22 protein-coding genes, 1 tRNA gene and 4 pseudogenes are annotated in these 21,725 nt (G+C 45.4%); 10 read left to right on the forward strand and 17 right to left on the reverse strand.

All coding sequences use genetic code 11. The features are described 5' to 3' along the window. The first annotated feature begins 69 nt into the window (after window positions 1-69). From mtfA to AC6I7A_RS11370, 3 genes are all read left to right on the forward strand, one after another. Window positions 70-846 carry a DgsA anti-repressor MtfA gene (gene mtfA / locus AC6I7A_RS11360; RefSeq protein ID WP_195910812.1) on the forward strand — a complete coding sequence of 259 codons (777 nt, stop codon included), beginning with the start codon at window positions 70-72 and terminating at the stop codon, window positions 844-846. A 103-nt stretch (window positions 847-949) separates the two neighbouring features. Next, window positions 950-1,025: transfer RNA gene (locus AC6I7A_RS11365), tRNA-Asn, on the forward strand. A gap of 201 nt (window positions 1,026-1,226) precedes the next feature. Next, window positions 1,227-4,931: a hypothetical protein gene (locus AC6I7A_RS11370; protein WP_058957676.1), complete on the forward strand. Its 3,705-nt coding sequence runs from the start codon at window positions 1,227-1,229 to the stop codon at window positions 4,929-4,931. A 163-nt stretch (window positions 4,932-5,094) separates the two neighbouring features. Here the strand turns inward: AC6I7A_RS11370 and AC6I7A_RS11375 are convergent. After that, window positions 5,095-6,203 (reverse strand): IS3 family transposase gene (locus AC6I7A_RS11375; protein WP_498004861.1). Its coding sequence is split into 2 segments (ribosomal slippage): window positions 5,095-5,942 and window positions 5,942-6,203, totalling 1,110 coding nucleotides; the frame shifts between segments, so codons are not numbered across the junction. 288 nt (window positions 6,204-6,491) lie between these two features. On the opposite strand from AC6I7A_RS11375, the gene AC6I7A_RS11380 reads away from it, so the two are divergent. Together AC6I7A_RS11380 and AC6I7A_RS11385 are read left to right on the forward strand one after the other, a co-directional pair. Further along, window positions 6,492-8,312, forward strand: coding sequence for a hypothetical protein (locus tag AC6I7A_RS11380; protein WP_498003624.1), 1,821 nt, complete (start codon window positions 6,492-6,494; stop codon window positions 8,310-8,312). A gap of 160 nt (window positions 8,313-8,472) precedes the next feature. Then, a pseudogene (locus AC6I7A_RS11385) lies at window positions 8,473-8,745 on the forward strand (transposase); the annotation flags it as partial. A 415-nt stretch (window positions 8,746-9,160) separates the two neighbouring features. On the opposite strand, the pseudogene AC6I7A_RS11390 reads toward AC6I7A_RS11385, so the two are convergent. Next, window positions 9,161-9,334: pseudogene (locus tag AC6I7A_RS11390) on the reverse strand (LysM peptidoglycan-binding domain-containing protein); the annotation flags it as partial. Window positions 9,335-9,574: 240 nt separating this feature from the next. On the opposite strand from AC6I7A_RS11390, the gene AC6I7A_RS11395 reads away from it, so the two are divergent. After that, window positions 9,575-9,835: a GlsB/YeaQ/YmgE family stress response membrane protein gene (locus AC6I7A_RS11395; RefSeq protein WP_058957672.1), complete on the forward strand. Its 261-nt coding sequence runs from the start codon at window positions 9,575-9,577 to the stop codon at window positions 9,833-9,835. Between the two features lie 26 nt (window positions 9,836-9,861). Further along, window positions 9,862-10,242 (forward strand): YidB family protein, encoded by a 381-nt coding sequence (locus AC6I7A_RS11400; RefSeq protein WP_058957671.1) that lies wholly within the window; start codon window positions 9,862-9,864, stop codon window positions 10,240-10,242. Between the two features lie 200 nt (window positions 10,243-10,442). On the opposite strand, the gene AC6I7A_RS11405 is transcribed toward AC6I7A_RS11400, so the two are convergent. Together AC6I7A_RS11405 and AC6I7A_RS11410 are read right to left on the reverse strand one after the other, a co-directional pair. Next, window positions 10,443-10,637 (reverse strand): barstar family protein, encoded by a 195-nt coding sequence (locus AC6I7A_RS11405; protein ID WP_498003626.1) that lies wholly within the window; start codon window positions 10,635-10,637, stop codon window positions 10,443-10,445. 155 nt (window positions 10,638-10,792) lie between these two features. Further along, window positions 10,793-11,005 carry a hypothetical protein gene (locus AC6I7A_RS11410; protein WP_058957670.1) on the reverse strand — a complete coding sequence of 71 codons (213 nt, stop codon included), beginning with the start codon at window positions 11,003-11,005 and terminating at the stop codon, window positions 10,793-10,795. Between the two features lie 368 nt (window positions 11,006-11,373). Between AC6I7A_RS11410 and AC6I7A_RS11415 the strand changes: the two genes are divergently transcribed. After that, window positions 11,374-11,592 (forward strand): SymE family type I addiction module toxin, encoded by a 219-nt coding sequence (locus tag AC6I7A_RS11415; RefSeq protein ID WP_058957669.1) that lies wholly within the window; start codon window positions 11,374-11,376, stop codon window positions 11,590-11,592. A 100-nt stretch (window positions 11,593-11,692) separates the two neighbouring features. Here the strand turns inward: AC6I7A_RS11415 and AC6I7A_RS11420 are convergent, their stop codons facing one another. From AC6I7A_RS11420 to AC6I7A_RS11435, 4 genes are all read right to left on the reverse strand, one after another. Then, complete coding sequence (locus tag AC6I7A_RS11420; RefSeq protein WP_498003629.1) at window positions 11,693-12,193, reverse strand: immunity 42 family protein; 501 nt, start codon at window positions 12,191-12,193, stop codon at window positions 11,693-11,695. Further along, window positions 12,190-12,405 (reverse strand): hypothetical protein, encoded by a 216-nt coding sequence (locus tag AC6I7A_RS11425; protein ID WP_230200873.1) that lies wholly within the window; start codon window positions 12,403-12,405, stop codon window positions 12,190-12,192. The genes AC6I7A_RS11420 and AC6I7A_RS11425 overlap by 4 nt, the downstream gene beginning before the upstream one ends. 198 nt (window positions 12,406-12,603) lie before the next feature. Continuing rightward, window positions 12,604-12,858, reverse strand: a complete 255-nt coding sequence (locus tag AC6I7A_RS11430) for a hypothetical protein (RefSeq protein WP_058957668.1) — start codon at window positions 12,856-12,858, stop codon at window positions 12,604-12,606. Between the two features lie 422 nt (window positions 12,859-13,280). Next, window positions 13,281-13,571 carry a hypothetical protein gene (locus AC6I7A_RS11435; protein ID WP_072215498.1) on the reverse strand — a complete coding sequence of 97 codons (291 nt, stop codon included), beginning with the start codon at window positions 13,569-13,571 and terminating at the stop codon, window positions 13,281-13,283. A gap of 32 nt (window positions 13,572-13,603) precedes the next feature. On the opposite strand from AC6I7A_RS11435, the pseudogene AC6I7A_RS11440 reads away from it, so the two are divergent. Further along, window positions 13,604-13,738, forward strand: a pseudogene (locus tag AC6I7A_RS11440) (SymE family type I addiction module toxin); the annotation flags it as partial. Between the two features lie 62 nt (window positions 13,739-13,800). On the opposite strand, the gene AC6I7A_RS11445 reads toward AC6I7A_RS11440, so the two are convergent. The 4 genes and pseudogenes from AC6I7A_RS11445 to AC6I7A_RS11460 form a co-directional block, all read right to left on the reverse strand. Further along, entirely contained in the window at window positions 13,801-14,178 is a 378-nt protein-coding gene (locus tag AC6I7A_RS11445; RefSeq protein ID WP_058957667.1) for a CDI toxin immunity protein, read from the reverse strand. Between the two features lie 199 nt (window positions 14,179-14,377). Then, the gene (locus AC6I7A_RS11450) at window positions 14,378-15,013 is read right to left on the reverse strand and encodes an SMI1/KNR4 family protein (protein ID WP_072215497.1); all 636 of its coding nucleotides are present in this window, start codon (window positions 15,011-15,013) and stop codon (window positions 14,378-14,380) included. A gap of 667 nt (window positions 15,014-15,680) precedes the next feature. Continuing rightward, window positions 15,681-15,914 (reverse strand): polymorphic toxin type 25 domain-containing protein, encoded by a 234-nt coding sequence (locus tag AC6I7A_RS11455; RefSeq protein ID WP_153009210.1) that lies wholly within the window; start codon window positions 15,912-15,914, stop codon window positions 15,681-15,683. A gap of 232 nt (window positions 15,915-16,146) precedes the next feature. Further along, window positions 16,147-16,502, reverse strand: a pseudogene (locus tag AC6I7A_RS11460) (site-specific tyrosine recombinase XerC); the annotation flags it as partial. Between the two features lie 96 nt (window positions 16,503-16,598). On the opposite strand from AC6I7A_RS11460, the gene AC6I7A_RS11465 reads away from it, so the two are divergent. Then, the gene (locus AC6I7A_RS11465) at window positions 16,599-16,775 is read left to right on the forward strand and encodes a SymE family type I addiction module toxin (protein ID WP_230200872.1); all 177 of its coding nucleotides are present in this window, start codon (window positions 16,599-16,601) and stop codon (window positions 16,773-16,775) included. A gap of 34 nt (window positions 16,776-16,809) precedes the next feature. Here the strand turns inward: AC6I7A_RS11465 and AC6I7A_RS11470 are convergent, their stop codons facing one another. The 5 genes from AC6I7A_RS11470 to AC6I7A_RS11490 form a co-directional block, all read right to left on the reverse strand. After that, window positions 16,810-17,082, reverse strand: a complete 273-nt coding sequence (locus AC6I7A_RS11470) for a colicin immunity domain-containing protein (protein ID WP_058957665.1) — start codon at window positions 17,080-17,082, stop codon at window positions 16,810-16,812. Continuing rightward, window positions 17,079-18,041: a colicin D domain-containing protein gene (locus AC6I7A_RS11475; RefSeq protein WP_082668196.1), complete on the reverse strand. Its 963-nt coding sequence runs from the start codon at window positions 18,039-18,041 to the stop codon at window positions 17,079-17,081. The genes AC6I7A_RS11470 and AC6I7A_RS11475 overlap by 4 nt, the downstream gene beginning before the upstream one ends. A gap of 284 nt (window positions 18,042-18,325) precedes the next feature. Continuing rightward, window positions 18,326-18,481: a hypothetical protein gene (locus tag AC6I7A_RS11480; protein WP_195910811.1), complete on the reverse strand. Its 156-nt coding sequence runs from the start codon at window positions 18,479-18,481 to the stop codon at window positions 18,326-18,328. A 138-nt stretch (window positions 18,482-18,619) separates the two neighbouring features. Continuing rightward, window positions 18,620-19,732 (reverse strand): lactonase family protein, encoded by a 1,113-nt coding sequence (locus tag AC6I7A_RS11485; protein WP_058957689.1) that lies wholly within the window; start codon window positions 19,730-19,732, stop codon window positions 18,620-18,622. A 178-nt stretch (window positions 19,733-19,910) separates the two neighbouring features. Next, a complete protein-coding gene (locus tag AC6I7A_RS11490; RefSeq protein WP_058957664.1) occupies window positions 19,911-21,320 on the reverse strand; it encodes an EmmdR/YeeO family multidrug/toxin efflux MATE transporter in 1,410 nt (469 codons plus the stop codon). Window positions 21,321-21,725 lie beyond the last annotated feature (405 nt).

Here is a 21,725-nt window from a genome sequence, read left to right on the forward strand (position 1 = left end):
TCGATGCTGGCATTTTTATATCTGGCGCGTCAGGATAGCGAAAGAGTCCGGTTCTGTGCAGGAGTTGCGATGTTTAAATGGCCCTGGAAAACGCAAAACGACACCCTTCTGGCTGCGCTGCCCTGGCAGCAGGGGCTGGCCCAGCCTATCTTCAGCCTGCTCAGTGAAGACGAACAGCAGGTGCTTACAGCGCTGGCGCAGCGCTTTCTGCAACAGAAGAAGCTGGTGCCGCTGGAAGGAACAGCGCTGGATGAACTGCGCAGCGTGCGCATCGCCCTGCTCTTCTCTCTGCCGGTGCTGAAACTGGGTCTGGAATGGCTGGACGGTTTTCATGATGTGCTGATCTATCCAGAGCCGTTTAAGGTGGACGATCAGTGGCAGGATGAGGATGGGCTGGTTCACAGTGCACCTGCCGTTCACGCCGGTCAGAGCTGGACGCAGGGGCCGGTGGTGCTTAACTGGCTCGATATTCAGGACTCTTTCGATCTCTCTGGTTTCAATCTGGTGATCCATGAAGTCGCCCACAAACTTGATGCGCGCGGCAGTGGCTACACCAGCGGCGTGCCGGTGATCCCGCTGCGCGACGTGGCGCAATGGGAAAAGGATTTACATGCTGCGATGGCGGAGATAGAGAGTGAAGTCGAGCTGGTCGGAGAACAGGCGGCAACTATCGATCCCTACGCCGCCAGCGATCCGGCTGAGTGCTTCGCCGTACTCTCCGAATACTTTTTTACCGCCCCGGTTCTGCTGGCTGAGCGCTTTCCGGCCATGTATCAGCATCTGCGTCAGTTCTATCAGCAGGATCCCCTGAGCCGAATCGCCACTGACAGCGTACAAATTGCTTAAATCGCGATCGCTTTGTGTTAATCCTAGCCAGTTGAATGATAATGTATTTTTTGCTGTTGACACCTCGGGGCGACCCCGTTAATATTCGCCTCGTTCCAACGATTCCTCTGTAGTTCAGTCGGTAGAACGGCGGACTGTTAATCCGTATGTCACTGGTTCGAGTCCAGTCAGAGGAGCCAGAATTTTGCAAAAAGCCCGCTTAAGGAAACTTAAGTGGGCTTTTTGCTTTGGTCTGATTAAAAAAAACAGTAAACCTCTTCAGCATGGATACCTGCGCCTTTTCTTCTATCATGTACATGATGTATTATTAATCTATAAAATCGTCCTCTTTTCCCAATAGATAATAACTATACATACAATATTCAATGGTGAATTAAATTATGCACTCCCAGCACAACTTTAGATATTTAGAACTCTTTTCTAAACTACACCATGATAGATCCCCTGGCCCTGATAGAAAATTACTGACCTTAAATGAAATCCAGCGCGACATTGTCTTAGCCACTCTGCTTGCCAATGCGACCATTGCCCCCTTACTGTTGAATAGGGAAAATGTAAATGAATTACTTAGCGGAAAAAAAACCTGGCCGGATAGACAAGGAAATCAGTTAAACCTCAAGAGTGAAGTCACTGTTGAAGCGTTGGTAGAGTCAGGAATCCTTAGCTTCTACAACGACTATTGTAAATTCAATCCCTGCTCAATTCCAGATGAAGAACAGTTCGAGAATAAAAAATTACTCTCTACCATAGAAAAACTATATCCTGTATTCTATGCTCACGACGTTAAACCTTACTTCACGATCAGCAGATCAAAAGCCGAAGAATTATTATCTGCCAAAGAGATTAACGTAAATCTGGTAAATCTGAAAGAAATTGAAATTTGTGACGACCATTATATTATAGAATTAAAATACGGGAGTGGTTATCGGCAATTGCATGATAATCTTGTTGCTGAATTATTTTCCAGTCCACAAGAAGATGGATGCGCAATCATCTTTGACATTGACAAATGGCTACTTATTACGCAAGTTTTCCCCAAGCTATTTCTTACCCAAATAGATATTAACAAACTCAGTTACGAGCAAAAAGATCGACTTGCACAAACTGCGTTAGAAAAAATAGAACATGATAAACAGCTCAACGTATCTCCCAAGACATTGACAGCCAACTGGCTCTGTATGTCAGATTCAACCTGGCATATAGACCATGCTGAAAACGAGTCAGATACAGATAAAGCCCCTCCATTCTATCGATTCACTATCCCCGACTTTGTCACCTATTTAGAAACGACATCACCTGCGCCGTTGGATTTCGTGTTAAAAGCAAACTATTCAGGCTGGACTGACTTGGGATTTAACACATTAAGCCGCTATTTTTTCCTGCCGCTACATATTATCAGCATTGATCTTCATGCAGATAATAACTCCTTTAGTACATCGGGCTATACGGACAAATTATTTGCGCTTGCCGATACAAATCCTGAGTTGAAGTATATACTGCTTTGCGCATTAAAACACGACAACCCGGCCTATATCTATTATTTATTACAACGAAAAGATACTGCCTGCCTCGCCGTTTTATATTATAAAAATATGATTTTACGACTGTTTGATAGTCATCATCCCAAAGGGGATACTACCCTTGCCACTCATATATTCGACAAAGTATGTGATGAATTTTCCCGGCACTATTTTACTGACAACATACTCTCCAAAAATGAAAGCCAACAACTTGGCTTACTGCTTGAAACATTGAGTAAATCATCAATTCGTAATGACTGGAATGGCATGCCTAATTACGAGAAAACGATTCTGGATACGCTCCTCGATAAAATAGCGGTCCAATATCTTGTGAGCATTCAAGAATATATAATTGAACCCGATCGACTTGAAGCTAGAACTTCAATATCAGGCAGGCTCTATCTACTCTTTCGTTTTCTTGAAAAGCATCAGAACTTCCCTGGTGAAATGAGTACAGATTGTATTTCCATGCTGGAAGATCAAATCTACCATATCGTTGAGTATGGATTAAGCGGAGAATCTATCAATGCTAATAAACACCTAAGGGTCTGTAGCTTATTAGATAACTTACCCTGGTGGCGACTCAGTGAGCGACAGCTAGATCGATACAGAATGCTTGTTGGAACCCGAACTAAATTCTTCAGACAACATTCCGATTTAAATATCAGTGAATATTCATATCTGCAAATTCGCCGCTGTCATTTTCAGATCATGTTGAATATGATTAAAAAAGACCGAGATAGTGCCGCCATCAATGTTGTTCATCGAGAGTGCTTAAAGATAATAAATAGTACCTATGGTGATTTTGATGATGGCCTAAAAGGATTGTTCCTTGGTTCTATTGCTGGAGACTACTCGTTATGGCACCTGCTTATCTCTAATGTAGACACATGGTCTGATGATAACTTCGAAAGTATAATCTCATTTCTGAAAGATCATCCTGACGCTGAATTTGCTTTTTCGCTATTACATCACTCCAATCGTAAAAAAAGACAACAGAGAGTGAAATCTCTTATAGAAAAACATTACACTGGCAACCTCCAAACACTATCGAATAGTGGATTAGATGAAATAATAAAAACATTAAACCTCGCCTGCACCCATAACTATATGGACTATGCAGAAAAACTTTTATCCCAAGCCAATGATCTACTTTACAATAAACAACCAAGATATTTAAATCAGCAAACCATTGACTTCTGGAAATCCATTGAATACAAGGTAAAAACCCTAACCATCTGCAATAATGCATTACTCTCCTCAACAGAAAAAGAAGAGCAAATAAATAACCTCGACGTTCAAGACATTAGTGTTAGCCATAGCACTGATTGTGATCATTTCCGCAGAAATTGTCTTGCAACATTGTATATCGATAGCAACTCTAAACGCGCCAGCGATATTTATGACAATTTATATCTGCAGACAAAATCTCTTTTTTATGCCGGCAATCGACTCTCCGCCAAATTCAATTTGTTAGTCAAAACCAATGCGGATGTGGCTTCCTACCAAACTGTGCTGGATGAATGGTTACGCGCCTGCAAGGACACTTTGCCTACTGTAATAGAAGACGTTTTTGTTCAGGCTTGGATGGCATGCCTATATAAACTTGAAAACAATGAAAAAATTGACGTTCTTTGGGGTGATTTATTGCCATGCCAGAAATATACAATAGCAATCACCAAAATTTACGTACAAAGACAACACAGGCAGAATCATCGGAGTCAGGCAATTGAAATAATGAATGAATGGGAACACTATCATAGGACCCCACTGGATGATGCCGAGCTGATTAAATTACGTACTAATATTCAAAATGGCATTGCAGATGATCTGAATACAGAAATCACTATGGCGGTGGCGAAAAAATATTTTTCCGCGCCAAAAACTATAGATGAATTAGCGAGTGCATATAGCCAAATATTTACGCACTCGCTATCTGACATAGACCTGATCATCAATGCCAACAATCCCTCAACCGAATCTTTCTTATTCGAAAATGTTAGAGAGGTCGTCGGTGAACTGTTAAGAATGAAATTTAATTTAAACAAGAAAGACGATAATGGAAAATACAGTCTCATCAATGAAAATGCTATCAACAACTGGTTTGCCTCGCTTTTTAAGCATCGAGGTACATATGCCGGTATCACTTGTCACGAACAGGAACCATCAGGTATAAGCCCCGGAGGCAAGGCTCCGGGCGAGATAGACTTTTTCTTCTACACACAAAGAAATTCTTGCCGGGTAGCCATTGGGGAAGCCTTCAACCTTACAGGCTTGAATCGTGATAACATCAAACAACATATTGATAAAATTACCCTTTATGATCAGCAATCACTCGATACGGTCATCTTTTTTGCTTGGTGTAGCGTCAATAACTTCATTGCACTGACGGATACGTATCATAAAGAGTGCTATAACAGGAGCTATAATGGCTTTAAATATTTAGAGCATTTTAACGTCGTGGGAGATAAAACCGATACCCTGGTTATCCTGAAAGAGGTGAGGCTTCGGAACACGAAACCTGTCACGATATACCACTTTCTGGTTAATCTCAGGCATAATTAGCTAATTGGTCATCCCATGGCTGACTAAGGCGATCTCAGTCAGAGGATCAATATTTAGAGAAGCCCTGACCTGCCCCCAGTATTAAACACAATAATCAGTTAGTAATGTCGGTTGATGACCCTGACCCCGAATATGCTCCAGTCATAATCAGGAATAACCGGCTTCATGTTGGTTGCATGTTCTGGCAACCGACAGACTTTTCAGCAAATTCGGACGGGGTCATCCAGCCCAGCGCAGAATGAAGACGTCTCTGGTTATAGTGTATGCGCCAGGCTTCGATTTTGCACCGTGCATCCTCCAGTGACATGAACCATTTCTCGTTCAGGCACTCCTGCCGCAGCCTGCCGTTGAAGGACTCCACTGTGGCATTATCCGTTGGCGTTCCCGGTCGTGAGAAGTCTATACGGATCCCTCGCTCATATACCCACTTATCCAGCATTTTTCCTGCAAATTCAGAGCCATTATCGGTTTTCAGCAACTGTGGTAAAGGACGTCTGAGCGCAATGGTGTTCAGCATCTCTGCGACCTCCGTTGAGCGCAGATTCTGGCCTACGTAAATCCCCAGGCATTCGCGCGTGTAGAGTTCAATGACCGTCAGCAGACGTAACCGACGCCCGTCAAATAAGGCGTCAGAGACAAAATCCATGCCCCAGACATGATTTGGATACAACCCCTGAGGCTGGGGCTGTCGCCGCTGTGCCGATTTATTTCGACGTGGGCGTTTGAGACGCAGGGACAGACCCTGCTCGCGATAGAGTCGGTAAATGCGTTTATGATTATCCCGCCAGCCCTCCCGCCTGAGCATGACGTGAACCCTGCGGTAGCCATAGTGGACCCGGGTTTCAGTGATCTCCCTGATACGAAGGCGGAGCGCGCTGTCGTCTGCCGCCACAGAGCGGTAGCGGAAAGAGCTGCGGCTGATCCGTAGTGCAAAACAGATCTGCCGCTCGCTGGCCCCATAGCGGGCTTGCAAATCCCTGACCCATTCGCGCAGGCGTGCCAGCGTCAGCTCTTTTTTGCCAGCACGTCCTGCAGCATCGCCTTGTCGAGGCTCAGATCGGCAACCAGCCTCTTCAGTCGCAGATTTTCCTCTTCCAGTTGCCGCATGTGTTTGATTTCAGGAGGGGAAATACCGCCGTATTTCTTACGCCACGTATAGAACGTGGCATCAGAAATGCCCAGCTTACGGCAGACATCCGGCACGGACGTTCCCAGCTCGGCCTGCTTCAGGGCAAAGACAATCTGCTCTTCGGTGAATCGTGACTTTTTCATCGGCACCACCTCCGTTCTGGGGAGTGTTTATCATGCCGGAATTCTGTTTCTGAATGGAGCGGGATTTTGGGTCAGAGTCAATCATCATGCCCATAAGGATATAATTCATTAAAACTAAAGGCGATGGCAATATAAAAATATCATATTTAAAAAATGAATAAACTTTAAAAGATGAAGACTATCATACCAAAACCTTACTTTAAAATGGCAACAAAACCCTTGCCATACAAAAAATTATAAGTATCATCACATATCCTTTGAAGGTTTGACTTAATCCCTGGAGATATAATGAAAATTCATTTACAGGATTTCGAAATCCCAAAATCAGCAAAGTTTTACAAGCTAAAAAAAACCTTAAGAAAGAAAAAAATAGAAGATTGCTTTAGTTATATTTCAAAAGAAAAAAAAGACGACTTCCTTTACTATGAAATAAAAAAAACACTAAAAATTAACTCAAGTAAAACCGCAAGAATATCTTCAGCCTGCTTTAAAATAGAAAGCAAGGTTAGCTTTTTAAAAAATACAAGGGAAACAAAACATGCCTTTATCATACTAGTCGAATTTGACAAATATCTTGCTATTTTTCAAAAAAATTGTTCAGACCCATTTACAGAACTAAATGAATATTTGGATCTTTTTACCAGCAGTGAATTAAGTAGCTATATAGATGAAAATAACAATCCTTGCTGTGAAAAACTATCTGTAAATGGGATGTCTGTCGGAAAATACGATATACTAAGAAAATCATACGAAGCACATAATCTCATAGACTCCCTCCCGACATTTAATAGCCACAGGTTAATTCCAAGAACGGCTAAATTCAGTGAAAGCAAAAGCAATTATTCAATTTCAATCAACACTAACAGAATAACAGAGTACTCCATAAAAGATTCAATTAAAAACATAGTAAATTGGTGCTTCAGTTTTAAATTGCGAATTGAAAAAAACAAAACCCATAAGTTCATGGAGCAATTTTCATCATCTGTAGATTTAAAGAAATTACCACCTGAAATCATCCCAACTGGTGTTTTAATTAATGCTAATAGATTAATTGAAACTATAGATGGAAGTCTTGAGTTACATTATGATTCAAAACCAATATCCGACGAGAGGAGAAAACGCTTACTCAGAGCGAGTAAGGAAATGTTTACTATAAAAGAAATAAAAGGGGAAAGCTATACTCTCATTAAAAATTACTTATTTTTAGAGAAAAATGAAAATTCATTTAGATTTAAATCACCTGCCTTATCAAAATATAGCATATATAACTCTGACAATGACACAAGAAAAACAATCATATCATTTTTAAACTCAAAAGGATGTTTTGATATAACTTTTTCAGAACTAAGTTATTTTTACACAAATAAAAGACTCTACAAAGACTCCAACATGATTCAAAACGTTAGCTTTATAGTGGGAATATATGAGGCCGTTGATTCATTTAAGTATGCACGTACTGAAAAGGAAGAAAAACTCATATCTAAAAACAGCGTAAAATTCCCAACACACTCGCTATTCCATAAGGTTGAGAAATACTATGAAAAACAATCAGACATAATTATCTGTGATGATTTAGGTAGTAAAGAGTGGGCAGATCACTTTATTTTCAAAAAAGTAAAATCAGGGCCCCCAAGTATTACCCTTGTCCATAGTAAAGCACAATCTAAAAAGTCACACGGTGCAAGTGATATGCAAGAAGTTGTTAGTCAGGCAATAAAAAACTTGGGCAAAGTCATTCTCAGCGACTCAGACATTGAAGATAAAAAGAGTTTATGGACAAAAGGATACTCTCCATCAATAAAAACCCCAAAAGATAAACCGAAGATACCAAGCTTTAACTCTCAAATAAATAGGGTAACATACCTTCCAAATTTCAACTTCAGTCACGTCAAAAAACACATAATAGACATAGTATCGTCGCCTAATTGCCAAAGAGAAGTTGTTTTAGCTGTTAATTTCGTAAACAAAGAACATATTGACAAATTGATAGATAAGGCTAAAGATAAAAAACTTTCATCCCACGAGAGTCAATTACTTTGGTTAATGTCATCGTTTGTTTCCTCCTGTATTGAAGTTGGAGTCCGCCCTAAGGTTTTATGTTGTCCATAAACCAGGTCAATTATTAGCATAAGGTTTATAAAGTATAAGGCCATCTCCCTAAAAGCTGGCCTTATATTATTTAACGCAACCTGCACTTACACAAGCTCCCCCTCTGTCAGGATAGTTGTCACCCCCATCGAAAATACTAATGACAAGATGGGAACAGACAGTGAAGCGAATTTCACCAGAACGTAAAGCAGCCGCACTGACTAAACTACTACCGCCCTACAACATGACCGTCACCGCAGTTGCACAGATGGAAGGAATATCCGAAGCTACCCTTCATTACTGGCGTAACAAGGCGAAAGCAGAGGGAATACTGGTGCCGGGTGCAGACAAAACCACAGACCAATGGTCAGCCGAAGCCCAGCTGGCTGTGATTATCGAAACCGCCACACTCAGCGAAACAGAGCTCGCGCAATACTGCCGTAAAAAAGGGCTTTAGCCGGTACAGATTAGTCAGTGGACACACGGCTTTTTGCAGGTGCCTTCGCCCAACGACAAAGCGGCGCTAAACAGAGCCAGAAAAGCCCATGGTCATTTGGGGGATCAAAATTGGTGGTCATTCTGGTGGTCTTGACAGAATGGCAATTCGGGTTTAGCTTGCATATTAGCCAGTTACTGGCAAAGGCGATCCCAGTCAGAGGAGCCAGATTAGAAAAAGCAGCTATCCCCGGATAGCTACTTTTTTGCTTTTCAGATGCCCCACTCTTTGTTCATCTCAACAGCCCTGTTTTCTCGCAACGCTGACTAAACCAGAACACCGTAAATGCTCTCTGCCCTGTCAGAAATCCTTTATCACTGTAAGCGGCAAATAAAAACCAGCAGGCCACGCTCTGTGAACTGCTGGCTGCTGATTATTCCGGAATAATTAACACCTGACCTGGCGCGATGTTATCCGGATTGCTGAGAATATTTTTGTTGGCCTCAAAGATTTTCATATAATGAGAGGCATCGCTGTAGAATGCTTTTGCAATGGCGCTGAGCGTGTCACCGGATTTTACCGTGTAGGTTCGCTTGCCTGCTGCGGTGATATCAGGCTTATTTTCAACATTCTTATTATCGGCATTTAACAACTCCTCACCTATATTTTTAATACTATCCAGAATGCTCATAATTCTTCTCCCGTTGTTTCCGATACGTTTAATTTAATTAAGAAAACACCATTGCCAGATAAAAGGCAGGCGGCGTACGATACACCCGCTCTTAATTGACGAATTAAACCACAGTTAAACGCTGATAGGATTAATAAAAAATAAAGGATGCAGGAAATGGGTCTATTGTCATGGGTAGTATTTGGGTTGCTGGCCGGCATCATCGCCAGATGTATTATGCCGGGTAAGGAACATATGGGTATTTTCATTACCATGATACTCGGTATTGTGGGTGCGTTGACTGGCGGGTTAGTCAGCACCTTTCTGGGCTTTGGCAAGGTCAGCGGTTTCAATATATACAGCATTGCTATTGCGACAGCGGGATCAGTTATCGTGCTGTTCATCATTCATAAAATCAGAGCCTGCAGGCAGTCCTGATATCTTTTAAATCGGGGAATAACGGAATGGTTTTACTGGACCAGGTGCTGGCCATGTGCGGCCTGAATAATCAGACCAGTCAGGAAGTAAAAGGTGTGCTGGAGTGGGTTGAGCAGCAAGGCGGTTTACACGCGATTGTGAACCATCTTCAGAGTGGTGAGTACAGTGAGGTAGTGAACTCCTGGCTCGGCAATGAGGAGAATGTTGCCCTGAGCCGTGACATGGTGCAGAAGATGATTCACTCAGAAGCGATTGAACAGCTCGCTTCACGCCTGGGTATCAACACCGATGATGCACTGAATCTGCTGGTCAAATATCTGCCACAGCTGGTGGACAAGGCTTCAGCGGAAGGTGTCGTTAATAAAAAATTCGACGTGACCGGTGTGATTAGCCAATTGATGCACTGAGGATGAGATAAAAGGAAGATAAAAGCCTGTTGCGAAAGCATGAGGCTTTTATCTTTTACATCCATGGGAATTAAGCAAAGTTGTTCAGCGCATAGTCTGAATATTAAGAAGAGGTTATTTGAGCCAGTAATTAAATTTATCCTCCAGGGAAAAAACCTATATCCTACTGCCTTTCCCTTTCGAAAACCTCGATGATTTTATCAAACCGCTCTCCAGGCTTTTTTTGATAAATCTGAGTGACACCAGGTAATTATTATTGGCCTTTCAATATCTTTACTCAGGCAATCCCAGAGAGCATCCAGATTCCTGCCGTAACAGGGGCCAAAATCCATTATCTCAGCCAGAATACGATGAAGATCAGATTCTGTATGTATATCACGGCCATCTAAGATCATATTTATCTCATTCGATTTACCTACAGGCAGAGGTAAGACTTCAGAAAGTGCGAGCAGAGTAGCTGCAGGCTAACGATGAACGCATTATCGGCAGAAATTGGATCCTGCTAAGCCGCATTAATTCGGTAATGCTACTTCACTCTGGCGGCGCTAAGCTAAAGAATAAGATTCGGATTCGCCACGTCACTGCTGAGGTCTGAAACGTCCTGCACCTGTTTTAACTTATCGCAGATAATATGATGCCTTCGCATACCGCTGACTTCATGGTGCTGTTCACGTTGTTCACGTAGCCGCTTACGCTCAGCCCCGCCAGCATACCATCCGCCATGTATGTTGGAGGCGGCGTTAGCAAGCATCTGTTTACCCATGCCAGCGCCATTCGACAGCGTAATGCTGCCGCCGCTATGACTGATTTTATAATCAGCAGAGGCGCAATCCGCAGTACAGAGTGAAGGCGGGTTAACACGGATATGCAGTATGAAAGTTTATCCGTAACAGATATTCCGGGAGGCTAAAGGAAGAAGGGATAAGCGAAATGCAGAGCTGAAAAAAAATCCGTTTTCAGAGTCATCTCGCAGGTTATTACTCAGCTTTCAGCGAGTTTGAGCAGCAGAAGGTGTATATTTAAACAGGAAAGAAAGCACAGCAAGCCCATAACGAGCGATATTTAGCGCGGCTGAAGCGGGCGGCAACCCGTAACAGCCGCTGACCACAACTAACTATATGGGAGTTAATTATGGCTGACACGCATCATAAGCCAGAGACCCGCACGGCCACAACCGCTGCGCATTATTACAGAGTCAGATACCGGCCTAACAGGGGCCAGACGAACCCGCTGCCACAACTCACCATCAAGGGCCGCTGGCTGGAAGCGCTAGGATTTACCATCGGGCAGAAGATCGAGGTGATCACCGGGCCTGGACAGTTGATTATCCGGCTGGCGGCTGAAGGGTAACTGGCTGATAAAAAGCAAAATCCCAGCCGGTTTGAAGTGAGCCCCTGTTTGTTGGATGTCCAACTTTCGGGTTCACTTCAGGCGGGGCTGGGATTTATTTCTATATAGCTTCATGATAGGGAAGTTTTTGGAGCACGTTATTGACCGTTCCTTTCTTTAAGGTGGTTTTTTTAGCAGTGCTGCCATAATCTGAACTATATATTAAACACTCTTCATCGTTATCTTTGGGATAATAAAATAAATAAAATCCGACATCTGATATTTCAACAGGGCTTAAAAAAACCCCAAACGTTTCAGAATCAGGTACTTCAAGATCATCAGGATCACTATCAAGAAGCATACCATGTGAATGAGCCAGCTGCGTTATCAATTCAGACGTATTTTCTGACAAGGATAGACCGACACTTTTACAGCTATTTATTTCTTGCAGGCTATCTTTTAAATAATTAATAGCCATATGCAATGTATAGTTTGATCGTTTCGACGGATATATTTCATCCTCAATAAAAAAACTAAAGATTCCATACTTCCAGTAGTTATCCTCTGTTTTTTCTAAAACCTCATAAAAAACAGCAAATTCAAAAGGTTGGCCAAAGATCATTTTTTACCCTTCAATTCTTTAATTTCTTTGTTGAAGCTACCCAGCTCTTTGTTACCTAAAGCATTTTTACTATCACTAGTGCTACCACTCCAATGATAAGTGCCAGAGCCATCTTTGTTAGTGTTAAAGAATCGATGAATATTTCCATCATTATCAATTGATAGTCTTATCTTAGGATCTTTTGTAGCAGTCGAATCCTCAAAGAGCGACAAAGAATTCTTAGGTTCTATCCCGGCACTAGGTCTGGAACCAGTCGCACCCGGTGTATACTTAGGATTAGAATCAATTTTAAATCCATTTTTTGCAACTGTTACTTCAGGAATTGGTAATCTATTATCTTTGATTCCAGATGAATGATTCCCAGCCTTCCCAGCCTTCCCAGCCCCTGCCGCTAATCCCGCTGCACTTGTTCAAACCGCCTGAGTCAGCGAGTTTATCGCAAGCTGCTTCGCCTCTTCCGAATCACCGGACATCAACGCATTATGAATCGCTGCATTTCTGTCCGCCTCAAGCTGGAGCGTCGTTACCTGAAGGATGGAAAGCTCGTTCTGTTCTGCCGGACTCAGACCACCATCAGCTCGGGCTTTTTCCAGCAACTCACTGGTACGGTTAGCATAATCAGCCTGCAACCTGCCAACATCTAAAGTCGCTGCCAAACTCTGCACTCGCTGACGCCATATCTTTCAGCGCTTCACGCCGCTCTTGATACATCTTCACCGAGCAGGTTTCGGCGCTCATGCCGCCGCAATTGGCCTTCTCATAGCGCTCATTTTCGGCTTCAACCTGCTTACCGGCTTTCTGCTCAAGCGTTTTACCTTCAGACTGCGCCTGCGCGATATCGGCGAGAGAGTTATTCTCAACTTACTTTCATTTTAATCTCGATAAAAACATAATACCAACACCTAAAACCAAACCAATAACCGCACCTCTTTGTATCGAATCGAATATATTTTCTCGCCATTCATAAACAAAGACTCCATTTTTTATCATAAAAAAAGATGCCACACCTAACCTAACAAAAAATAGAGTTATTGTGGTTATAAGAAAGAAAAAAAGATTAGCCTTATGACTAGGATAATGTTTTTCATTATTTATTCTCCAACTGTTTTTGAAGTTCAGAGCCAGCGACCTCTGAAGCTCCGGAACCAATTACAGCGCCAGCCAAACCAGCTGCTTTTTCTGAAATTAAAGGTAGATATTTATTCCCTACCTCTACTGCTCTGCCTCCTGCAGCATCAACCCCCGTACCAAAAGCAGCCCCAGCAACAATTGGAAGTGCCTCTTTTCCTTGCAACTCAGCCCCTGCATAAGCATCAGTTATACCTGCTACTTCAGTGAGCCAGAACCCTTTGCCCTGTGTTAATCCACTGACGCCCATTCAGGCGCGGGCCGGGTGCAGGATACCGGCCTGATGAGGGCCAGTCTAACCCACTGGCACTGCTCACCTTCAACAGCCGCTGGCTGGAGACGCTGGATTTTACGACCGGGCAGAAGATCGAAGTGATCACCAGGCTGGGGCAGTTGCTCATCCAGCTGGCGACTTAAAAGTAACTGACTGAAAAATCAGCCCCAGCCAACCGTCTGAGGTTTATTTTTCAGATTATATTTCATCTGGATCTTATTCCCAAACGGAAGGTTTCTGTTGGAAATAAAGGTTGTAGTATAATTTCATCATTAAAAATAAATAACCTTGGTGATAAAGCTATAACGTCATAAATATTTTTAGCTATCAGACTCAAGTTTGTCCTGAAAACCGGAATGCTGGAATCATCAACAAGAACGTATATTTCTGTATTTTTCATGGTAGTTAGATTTAATAAATCATCAATGCTTTCATAATCCACAAATTCAATTTCTTCCCACAAAAAAATTCCTTTTACAAAAGGGTAGCTATTAAGAATTTCAAGAGCTTTTTTCTCATCCTGTCCTTCAAAAATTTCGAAATCGGCACTAAGTGCCTTTTGACACTCTTCAAATAAAGTCATATTCTCTATATTCTTAGCTGTTTCAATACCTTTTCAAATGCTGTCTCGCCAGCCAAAAGGATATGATGCTGGCGACAAGCCCTGTCATGATGGTAGTCCGAATCCTGAACAGCACTCCGACAATCAGCTTTCCAGATTTGAGAGAAACTCAGCAAGTAAATTGTAATTTAAAAGTCCTTCAGGTTGAAATACATAACATTTAATTTATTACAACTAGTTGTACACTACTATCATCCGGAGTGTCTCTTATTTGTAATGCGATATTAGTTGCGGCTTTCATCAACTTAAGTGACTTGCAAATATGAAGATTATCAAGCTCGTATAAACCTCCAGCAACGAATGGAGTTTTCGGAGCCAAACGATGTCCTGATGGTATAGGGCCATTTATTTTTTGCCATGAATGAGCCAGTGTGTACCCAGTAATGACTTGATAATCAGATAATACTATCTCGCACCATTCATTTATGGTATTAGTCAATTTCTTGAATTCTGCAGTTTCAGGCTCGAAGAAATAAACACCATCACTCTTCAAACAAAATTGGCCACCAAAAATATCCTCAGCAAAATATAGTGCACCAATCGCCATATCTTCATAAGAAGAAATCCAGAGATTTTTGTTATTCCAGTCTGCTAAACCGATTTCCTCATGGGTTGTTTGATAGGGAAAAACGTGTAAAGCTGACTCAAATCCATAGCATCCGTTTTTTCTATCTAGCAGAGTATTGAGTTCACAGGATAATGGGGAGCTAAAAAACTTCGAGCAATCTTTAACCCCTTCCAGTGGTGAAAGAGGGTTACTACAAATTGACAGCAGTTTTTCAACGGAATCATTCATTCTTTATTTTCTCCATCCATTTTAATGATTAAAGATGTAGTCTTACCTGCTGCCAGTGCATCCTGAATATGCTTAGCAGAATCTGATTTATTTATAATAACCATGCCCCTCTGCCTGTATATTCTCTCTTTCATCCACGAATCCAGTTTTCACCAAATTCATTCTGCAACTCATCATCATCTTTTCTCCGTGCATTATGCTCAACAATTTTTAGTTGCCAATAAAAACAATGAGCCATGTTACATACGCTATTCTCGATAGCCAAAGAAAAATCGAGCCGAAGGATAGGTCTGCTTTTGTCAAAAAAACCTTAATAAAATAAAATGGTTTCTCATCATCAGTTAATCTTTGGTGAAAAAACTTCCCATATATTGCAAAGAGAAGAAATGAAATCCCGCCGCAAAGATTAGATATTAAAAATAGATTATTAGCCTCTCTTCGATATTCAGCTATCGCTGCTGCAATATATCCAAGAACAAGAAAAACCAATGCGTAGTTTGATAAAGCATCCCGTTTAAAAAAATATAATTAAAATAAAGTAAGGAATCTTTACCTACCTTAGGCCCACCAAGATACCTATAAACAAAAATAAAAAAACAACCGCCCCATAAAATTAAAAAAAACAACAACATAAAAGATGATACATTTGAAACTAAATCATTTGAAATCATAGTGATATCTTTCCCTTAGTGGAGTCACCGTTCAGATCTACTTTTTCGGCATGAGAGCCATTGGCAGAACCTGTAAAATCAATGCCTGGCCCAATAGAAAAGGAAATACCAATACCATCTTTTCCGCCAGAGCTTCCTACAGAACCGGGACCAAAACCTACGCTAGTTGAATAATCACGACTTAAGTCTCCCAACAATCCTGGGAAATAGGGACCGAAGTCAATACCGATTGAAGCTCCAGCCTTATCACCAAATTCATTAGTGTATTAACCGGCACGCAGTCTGGCGACGAACCACCTTTTCCCTGTGCTTTCCCCCACTTACAGCCGCTTTTTCCTGTCACGTTTCAGCTGCGATAACTTTTTGCCCTGACACGCCCTTTTCCCCCGCACACGCTACCGCCCCGGCATGGCGCTGCGCCTGCACCCGGTCAACTTTTTCACCCCCGCCACAGCTGTCATTACCCGTTGACCACAGCAGCTCCCTCAGCGCACGGTCACGGACGCCCTGAAGCGTCGTCAGGTTGCACAGGCTGAGTATCTCTTCTACCTGCTCCAAGCTCAGGATGGTGCGCGGCAGATGCTTCTTCAGCCGGGGCAGCTCCGGGTCTGCCGCCGGATTTGCCAGTATCAGACTCTGTCGCGTCATCCAGCGGAACCAAACCTGAAGTGGCTAGAGCGCCGTCCGCTGTGTCCAGCTCGAGAACAGCTTCAACCTCTCCTTGCAGTACAGGTACAGATACCGCTGCCAGCTCTCCAGTACCGGCCTTGTCATCTCCGACGCGTAGTGGATGCTCGCTCTGCCGCCCAGCAGATAAACACCGCTAACCATCACCAACTATCTGAGAGTTGATCATGGCTGCGCAAGATACTAAGCCAGAAGTGAGTATTTCCAAGGCGTTACGGCGGCTGTAGATGGGATATACCAGCATCCCTCACCTAGACCGGAACGACATAACTACCTATTACAGTCGCTGCCCCAGCCTTAACCTGAAGGTGAACTGGCTGGAAGAGGCGGGGTTTATGACCGGTGTGCCAGTGACAGTCACAGTTGAACACGGGCAACTGATAATAAGTCCGCTGGCTGAGTGACAGTTAAAAGATGCCGGCGTAAATCCTGGATCTCTCATTCCTTTTCGTAGACTAATACAAGTTTATTAACTTCATTTAGTAACTCTACATCGTTAAATTCATATTCTTCACGGTCTTCATCAGGGTTATACATATCAGCTGCGCAAAAAGCACTGGATAATAACTCACTTAACTTACCCTCATCATTTCCAAGTAAATTACCATCTCTTTCCTGCTTCCATTTACACATGTAATTATCTGCAAATTCGCTTGCTGCTATTTTTCCTGATATAAAACTTTCAATGTAACCTTTAAGTTCAAGACTCATCTTAACGTTCCATTTTTAATGAAGTTTTCATATTGCTTCGTTGCAGGATCCAGTTTCCATCCACTGACAAAACTATCAGATTTATCAATCACTACAACATTGTTTGTCTGAGGATTGTAAAACACTTTTGAATCAGGAACCAACAAATAAGTACCATGTTCATATGTTGTTTTATTATCTAAATGAGATTTAATAGCTGTCTGATATTGAGCAATGGTTTCACTATTTTTCTTGGTTGTAACCACACCAAAATCACCTACATGCTTAAACTTTTTATCCAGTTGTTTTGAACTAAAGGCAACATTTTCGGAAACATTATTAAATGTACTTTCCCCAGTATTCTTCTCCGCATTAGCCGCCACAGTTTCCACTTTCGCCGCCGTGGCTTCTACCGCTGTCTTCCCAACACCTATAGCGCCAGCAGCACCTATACCTCCCGGCGTAACAGCTTCAGCAACCTGTAAACCGGCATTATTCAGACAAATTGTTGGGGCGGTTTTACATCCCTCCAAAGCAGTTTTAGCAAGAGCGGCTATTTCTGGAGTAGCAGCAACAATCATTGCTCCTCCGCCTGCTGTACCTACGCCAGCAGAGACAATAAGATTCCCCTCTGCAACACCTTTGGCTATACCGGCCTTACATGCCGTATCACAGTCCGATGTTTTACCCAGCCAGAACCCAAGATCCGAGCCAGCCATTGCTCCCAGCGCATTATTCTCAATCGCATTCTTTCCAGCAACCGCCCCCTGAACCTCGCCCTCTATAGAACCGGACGTCACTCCTGCCGATAGTTGTGCTGCCAGCTGGCTGAGCGAGCTGACTACCTGCTTCTCATCCTGCGTCAGGTCGCTGGCCTGCTTGCCAGGATACATCGTGCTGAGGATAGCGCGGGCCATAAGCTTGCCACCTGCCGCACCAGCTGCCCCTGCAGATGTGTTGTTGCCCGCCAGCTGCGACATTCTGCGTCTGCTCCTGACTAAAGCACCGTGATGGTGCCATCCGCTACGGCGGAACGGGCATTATTTACAAAGGGTGTTTTTGCGAGTGTTAACGATGTGAATGTAATCCGATGCGGTTGTGAAGGAATATCGACGCAGGATGTCTGATTTAAGTAACAGCGCTGAGGATTGAGCGGGAATTAAATGTTGTCTCGCTCAGGGTTGCGGGCGGAAGTCATTGCCGCTTATAAAATGCAAAAAGGCCCGCTCAGTAAGCGGGCCTTTAACCGGGAAGAGAACAACCGCTATTTTTCATGGTAGCGATGCACCGCCGGGTAATACTCCAGCCCATAGAGCTGGCTCAGCGGCAGCAGCAGTTCGACGTTAATATCGCGCCCGGCATCATCCGCCGCAGGGCCGCTCAGCAGCTGTTCAAACCAGGCTTTCTGTTTCTGTTTCATCTCAGACTCTCCGCATCAGTTGATGCCCTGAGTAAACCTGCTTATCCGCCGGATCTGAACCAAAAATTTCTGCACTGCTTATGCCGGAACTGGCATAACGCGCCCTGCCCGGCCAGCCACCAACCGGATGGCGCCGCTTTACTGCGCGATGAGCGTAACCCAGTTAGCCCCTTTACCGGCGGGAGCTTCTGACACCCGTTTCAGCTCGCCGCTGGCGGGATCGATGGCGTAGCTGCTTATCACTGCGCTTTTCTCTCCACTGACGATCAGCCATTTTCCCTGTGCATCAATCGCGATACTGCGCGGCTGTTTTTCCACCGGCCAGCTGCCGATCAGCGTTAACTCACCAGACGCTTTATCGACCCGGTAGCCGCTGACGGTGCTGGATGTCCGCTCGGTCACATAGATAAAGTGCCCGTCCGGCGTGATGTGAATGTCTGCCGCCCAGATACGTGGCGTGGGATCGCTGTAGCCCGCCGGGCGCTGCTCGCCGTGCTGCAGGTTATAGCGCTTCGCCACCGCATTCGGCCAGCGTTTCAACGCCGTCAGGGAGCCATCCGCCGCCCGCCAGAACTGGGTGACGGTGCCGCTCATCTCCGCGAGGTTATAGACGAAGCGATTATCCGGTGAGATCACCGAATGCCGCGCCCCGCTGTTTTTCTCGCCCTGAACGAACCCTTTACCCAGCGGGGTGATGACGCCATCGTCACTGAAGGCATACTGCAGCACCCGATCGGTCCCCAGGTTGCCGACGTACAGGGCGTGATTGCTGACGTCGGTGATCACCGAATGGGCGTGCGGCCCGGTCTTCACCTTCCCCGTGACCTGCTCCGTCACTCTTCCCTGGTTATCGATCCGGTTGCTGGTGACGATATCGCTGTCATAGGAGGCCGCCAGCAGAAAGTGACCGCGCCGGTCGGTGGTGATCCACGGAAAACTGGCCGCGACCAGTGTCACCGCCATTCTCTGCAGATCGCCATGCGGACGGGTCACGCGCCAGCTGACGATGGCGTAAGGCGGGCTGCGCAGTGCGCCATAGAGGTGCTGGCCATCCGGGCTGGCCGCCAGCGGCATAATCTTTCCCCCGGCGGGGGTCTCGCCGCGCCAGTGCAGGCTGCCAGTGGCCTCATTAAGCGTATAGCGGGAGACGGTGCCCGACTCCGCATTCGAAACATAAACAAAGGTCGTTGCCCATACTGACGGGCTACAGAGGAGCGGCAGAAGCGCCAGCGCCGTTTTAAAACGGTTCATAGAATCACCTTTCTGATTATCGGGTCCGGGCATCCGAATGACGATAGCCAGGCCGGGCGCGTCGCGCATTGTGCAACTGCCTGAACGGTAGCGTAAAAGTCTGGAGATGTGACGGCTGGGGTGTTTTACATCGGAATGCGCCACGCCTCCCCGCAGCGGAGAAGGCGTGAGCAGGCCGCTAACCGATTCTGGCGAGCATCTGACGATAGCGATCGAGCCACTTGCCGCTGTTGAGTCGCCACCAGAAGAAGACGCCGCGCACCGTCCAGTCAAGGAACATCCCCAGCCAGACGCCGGTGACGCCCATGCCCACTTCAATGCCGAGCAGATAGCCCGCAACCACGCGCGCACCCCACATACTGAACATCGACACGTACATGGTGTAGCGCGCATCGCGTGCGCCTTTGAGTCCGGCGGGCAACACCCAGGAGGCGGCCCAGAGCGGCATGAACAGGGCGTTGAGCCAGAGCAGGTGTTTCGTCACGTTTATCACCTCGGGATCGCTGGTGTAAAAGCGCGCCAGCAATCCGGCCAGCGGCACCGTCATCAGCGCTATCGCGCTCAGACAGATCGTCGCCAGCCAGAAAACATGCCGCACCTGGCGCTCCGCCTGAAACACCTGATTTTTACCCAGCCGGCTGCCGGTAATAATGGTCGATGCGGACCCCAGCGCATTGCCCGGCAGGTTGATCAGCGACGCCACCGAGAAGGCAATAAAATTACCGGCAATCTCGCTGGTGCCCATCCCGGCGACAAAGACCTGGGTCAGCAGTTTACCGCCGTTGAACAGCACCGACTCGATGCTGGCAGGCACGCCGATACCTAAAACTTCCATCAGGATGCTGCTGTTCCAGCGCCGGAAATAGCTCGACAGGGTGATTTTCAGGGAGGCGTTAAAGCCGATCATCAGCACGTAAATCACGGCGATTGCCCCGATATAACGGGTAATGGTCAGCCCCAGTCCGGCACCGATAAACCCTAAACCGTCCCAGGAGAAGCAGCCGTAGATCAGCACACTACTGATGATGATGTTAAGGATATTCATGCCGCCGTTAATCAGCATCGGGATTTTGGTGTTGCCTGCGCCGCGCAGCGCCCCGCTGCCAATCAGGGTGATGGCGGCAGCCGGATAGCTCCAGGCGGAGGTCTGGAGGTAGCTCAGCGCCAGCGCTTTGACTTTGGGTTCGGCCGATCCCGCAATCGCATCAATAATCAGATGCCCCCAGAACTCGATGGCGAGCACCAGTACGAAGGCGAGTATCGTCATCATGGCCAGCGACTGACGCGTGGCGGCGCGGGCGCGCTTGCCGTTGCGTTTAGCCAGGCTGAACGCCACCACCACCGTGGTGCCGAGATCGATGGCGGCAAAGAACGAGATGATCACCATGTTGAAGCTGTCGGCGAGGCCCACGCCCGCCATCGCCTCTTTGCCCAGCCAGCTGACCAGGAAGGTGCTCAGTACGCCCATCAACAGCACACAGGCGTTCTCGAAAAAGATAGGCACTGCTAATGGCGATATTTCACGCCAGTAGAGCGTGCGATAAGCGCGACGTTTCGGGTACCACGCCGTGCGCCTGATCGCCTGCATCACTGCTACGCCGGGATTTTGCAAAGGATTACCAAATCAGAAGAGACTGGACAGGAGTTCTAATGATGATAGTGGGCAGAGAAATATGCAAAGTCTTTCCGGGACAAATTAATCATCGTTACAAACTTTTTCGGGCTGTCACGGTATTTTCTGCCCCGTCGCCCTGCCCGCTGTAGCAATCCTGTTTATTTCCCCGACGTTACGAACGCACAGCGCGCGCGAGCGGGTACCCATTCTGCCCTCTTTTCGCCTTTATAATGCGGGCAGCGTAAACAAAACCCCGGCCTGGATCGTGAAGATTTTCTTATGGGCTTTCAGCGCCGCTGACGGGCGCATCCGGCCACGCTGTTCAGATTATCCGCCGGGTTCGCGCAAAAAAAAGGCGATCACACATTCTTCACCAAT

It is taken from the genome of Type-F symbiont of Plautia stali, from assembly GCF_059731105.1.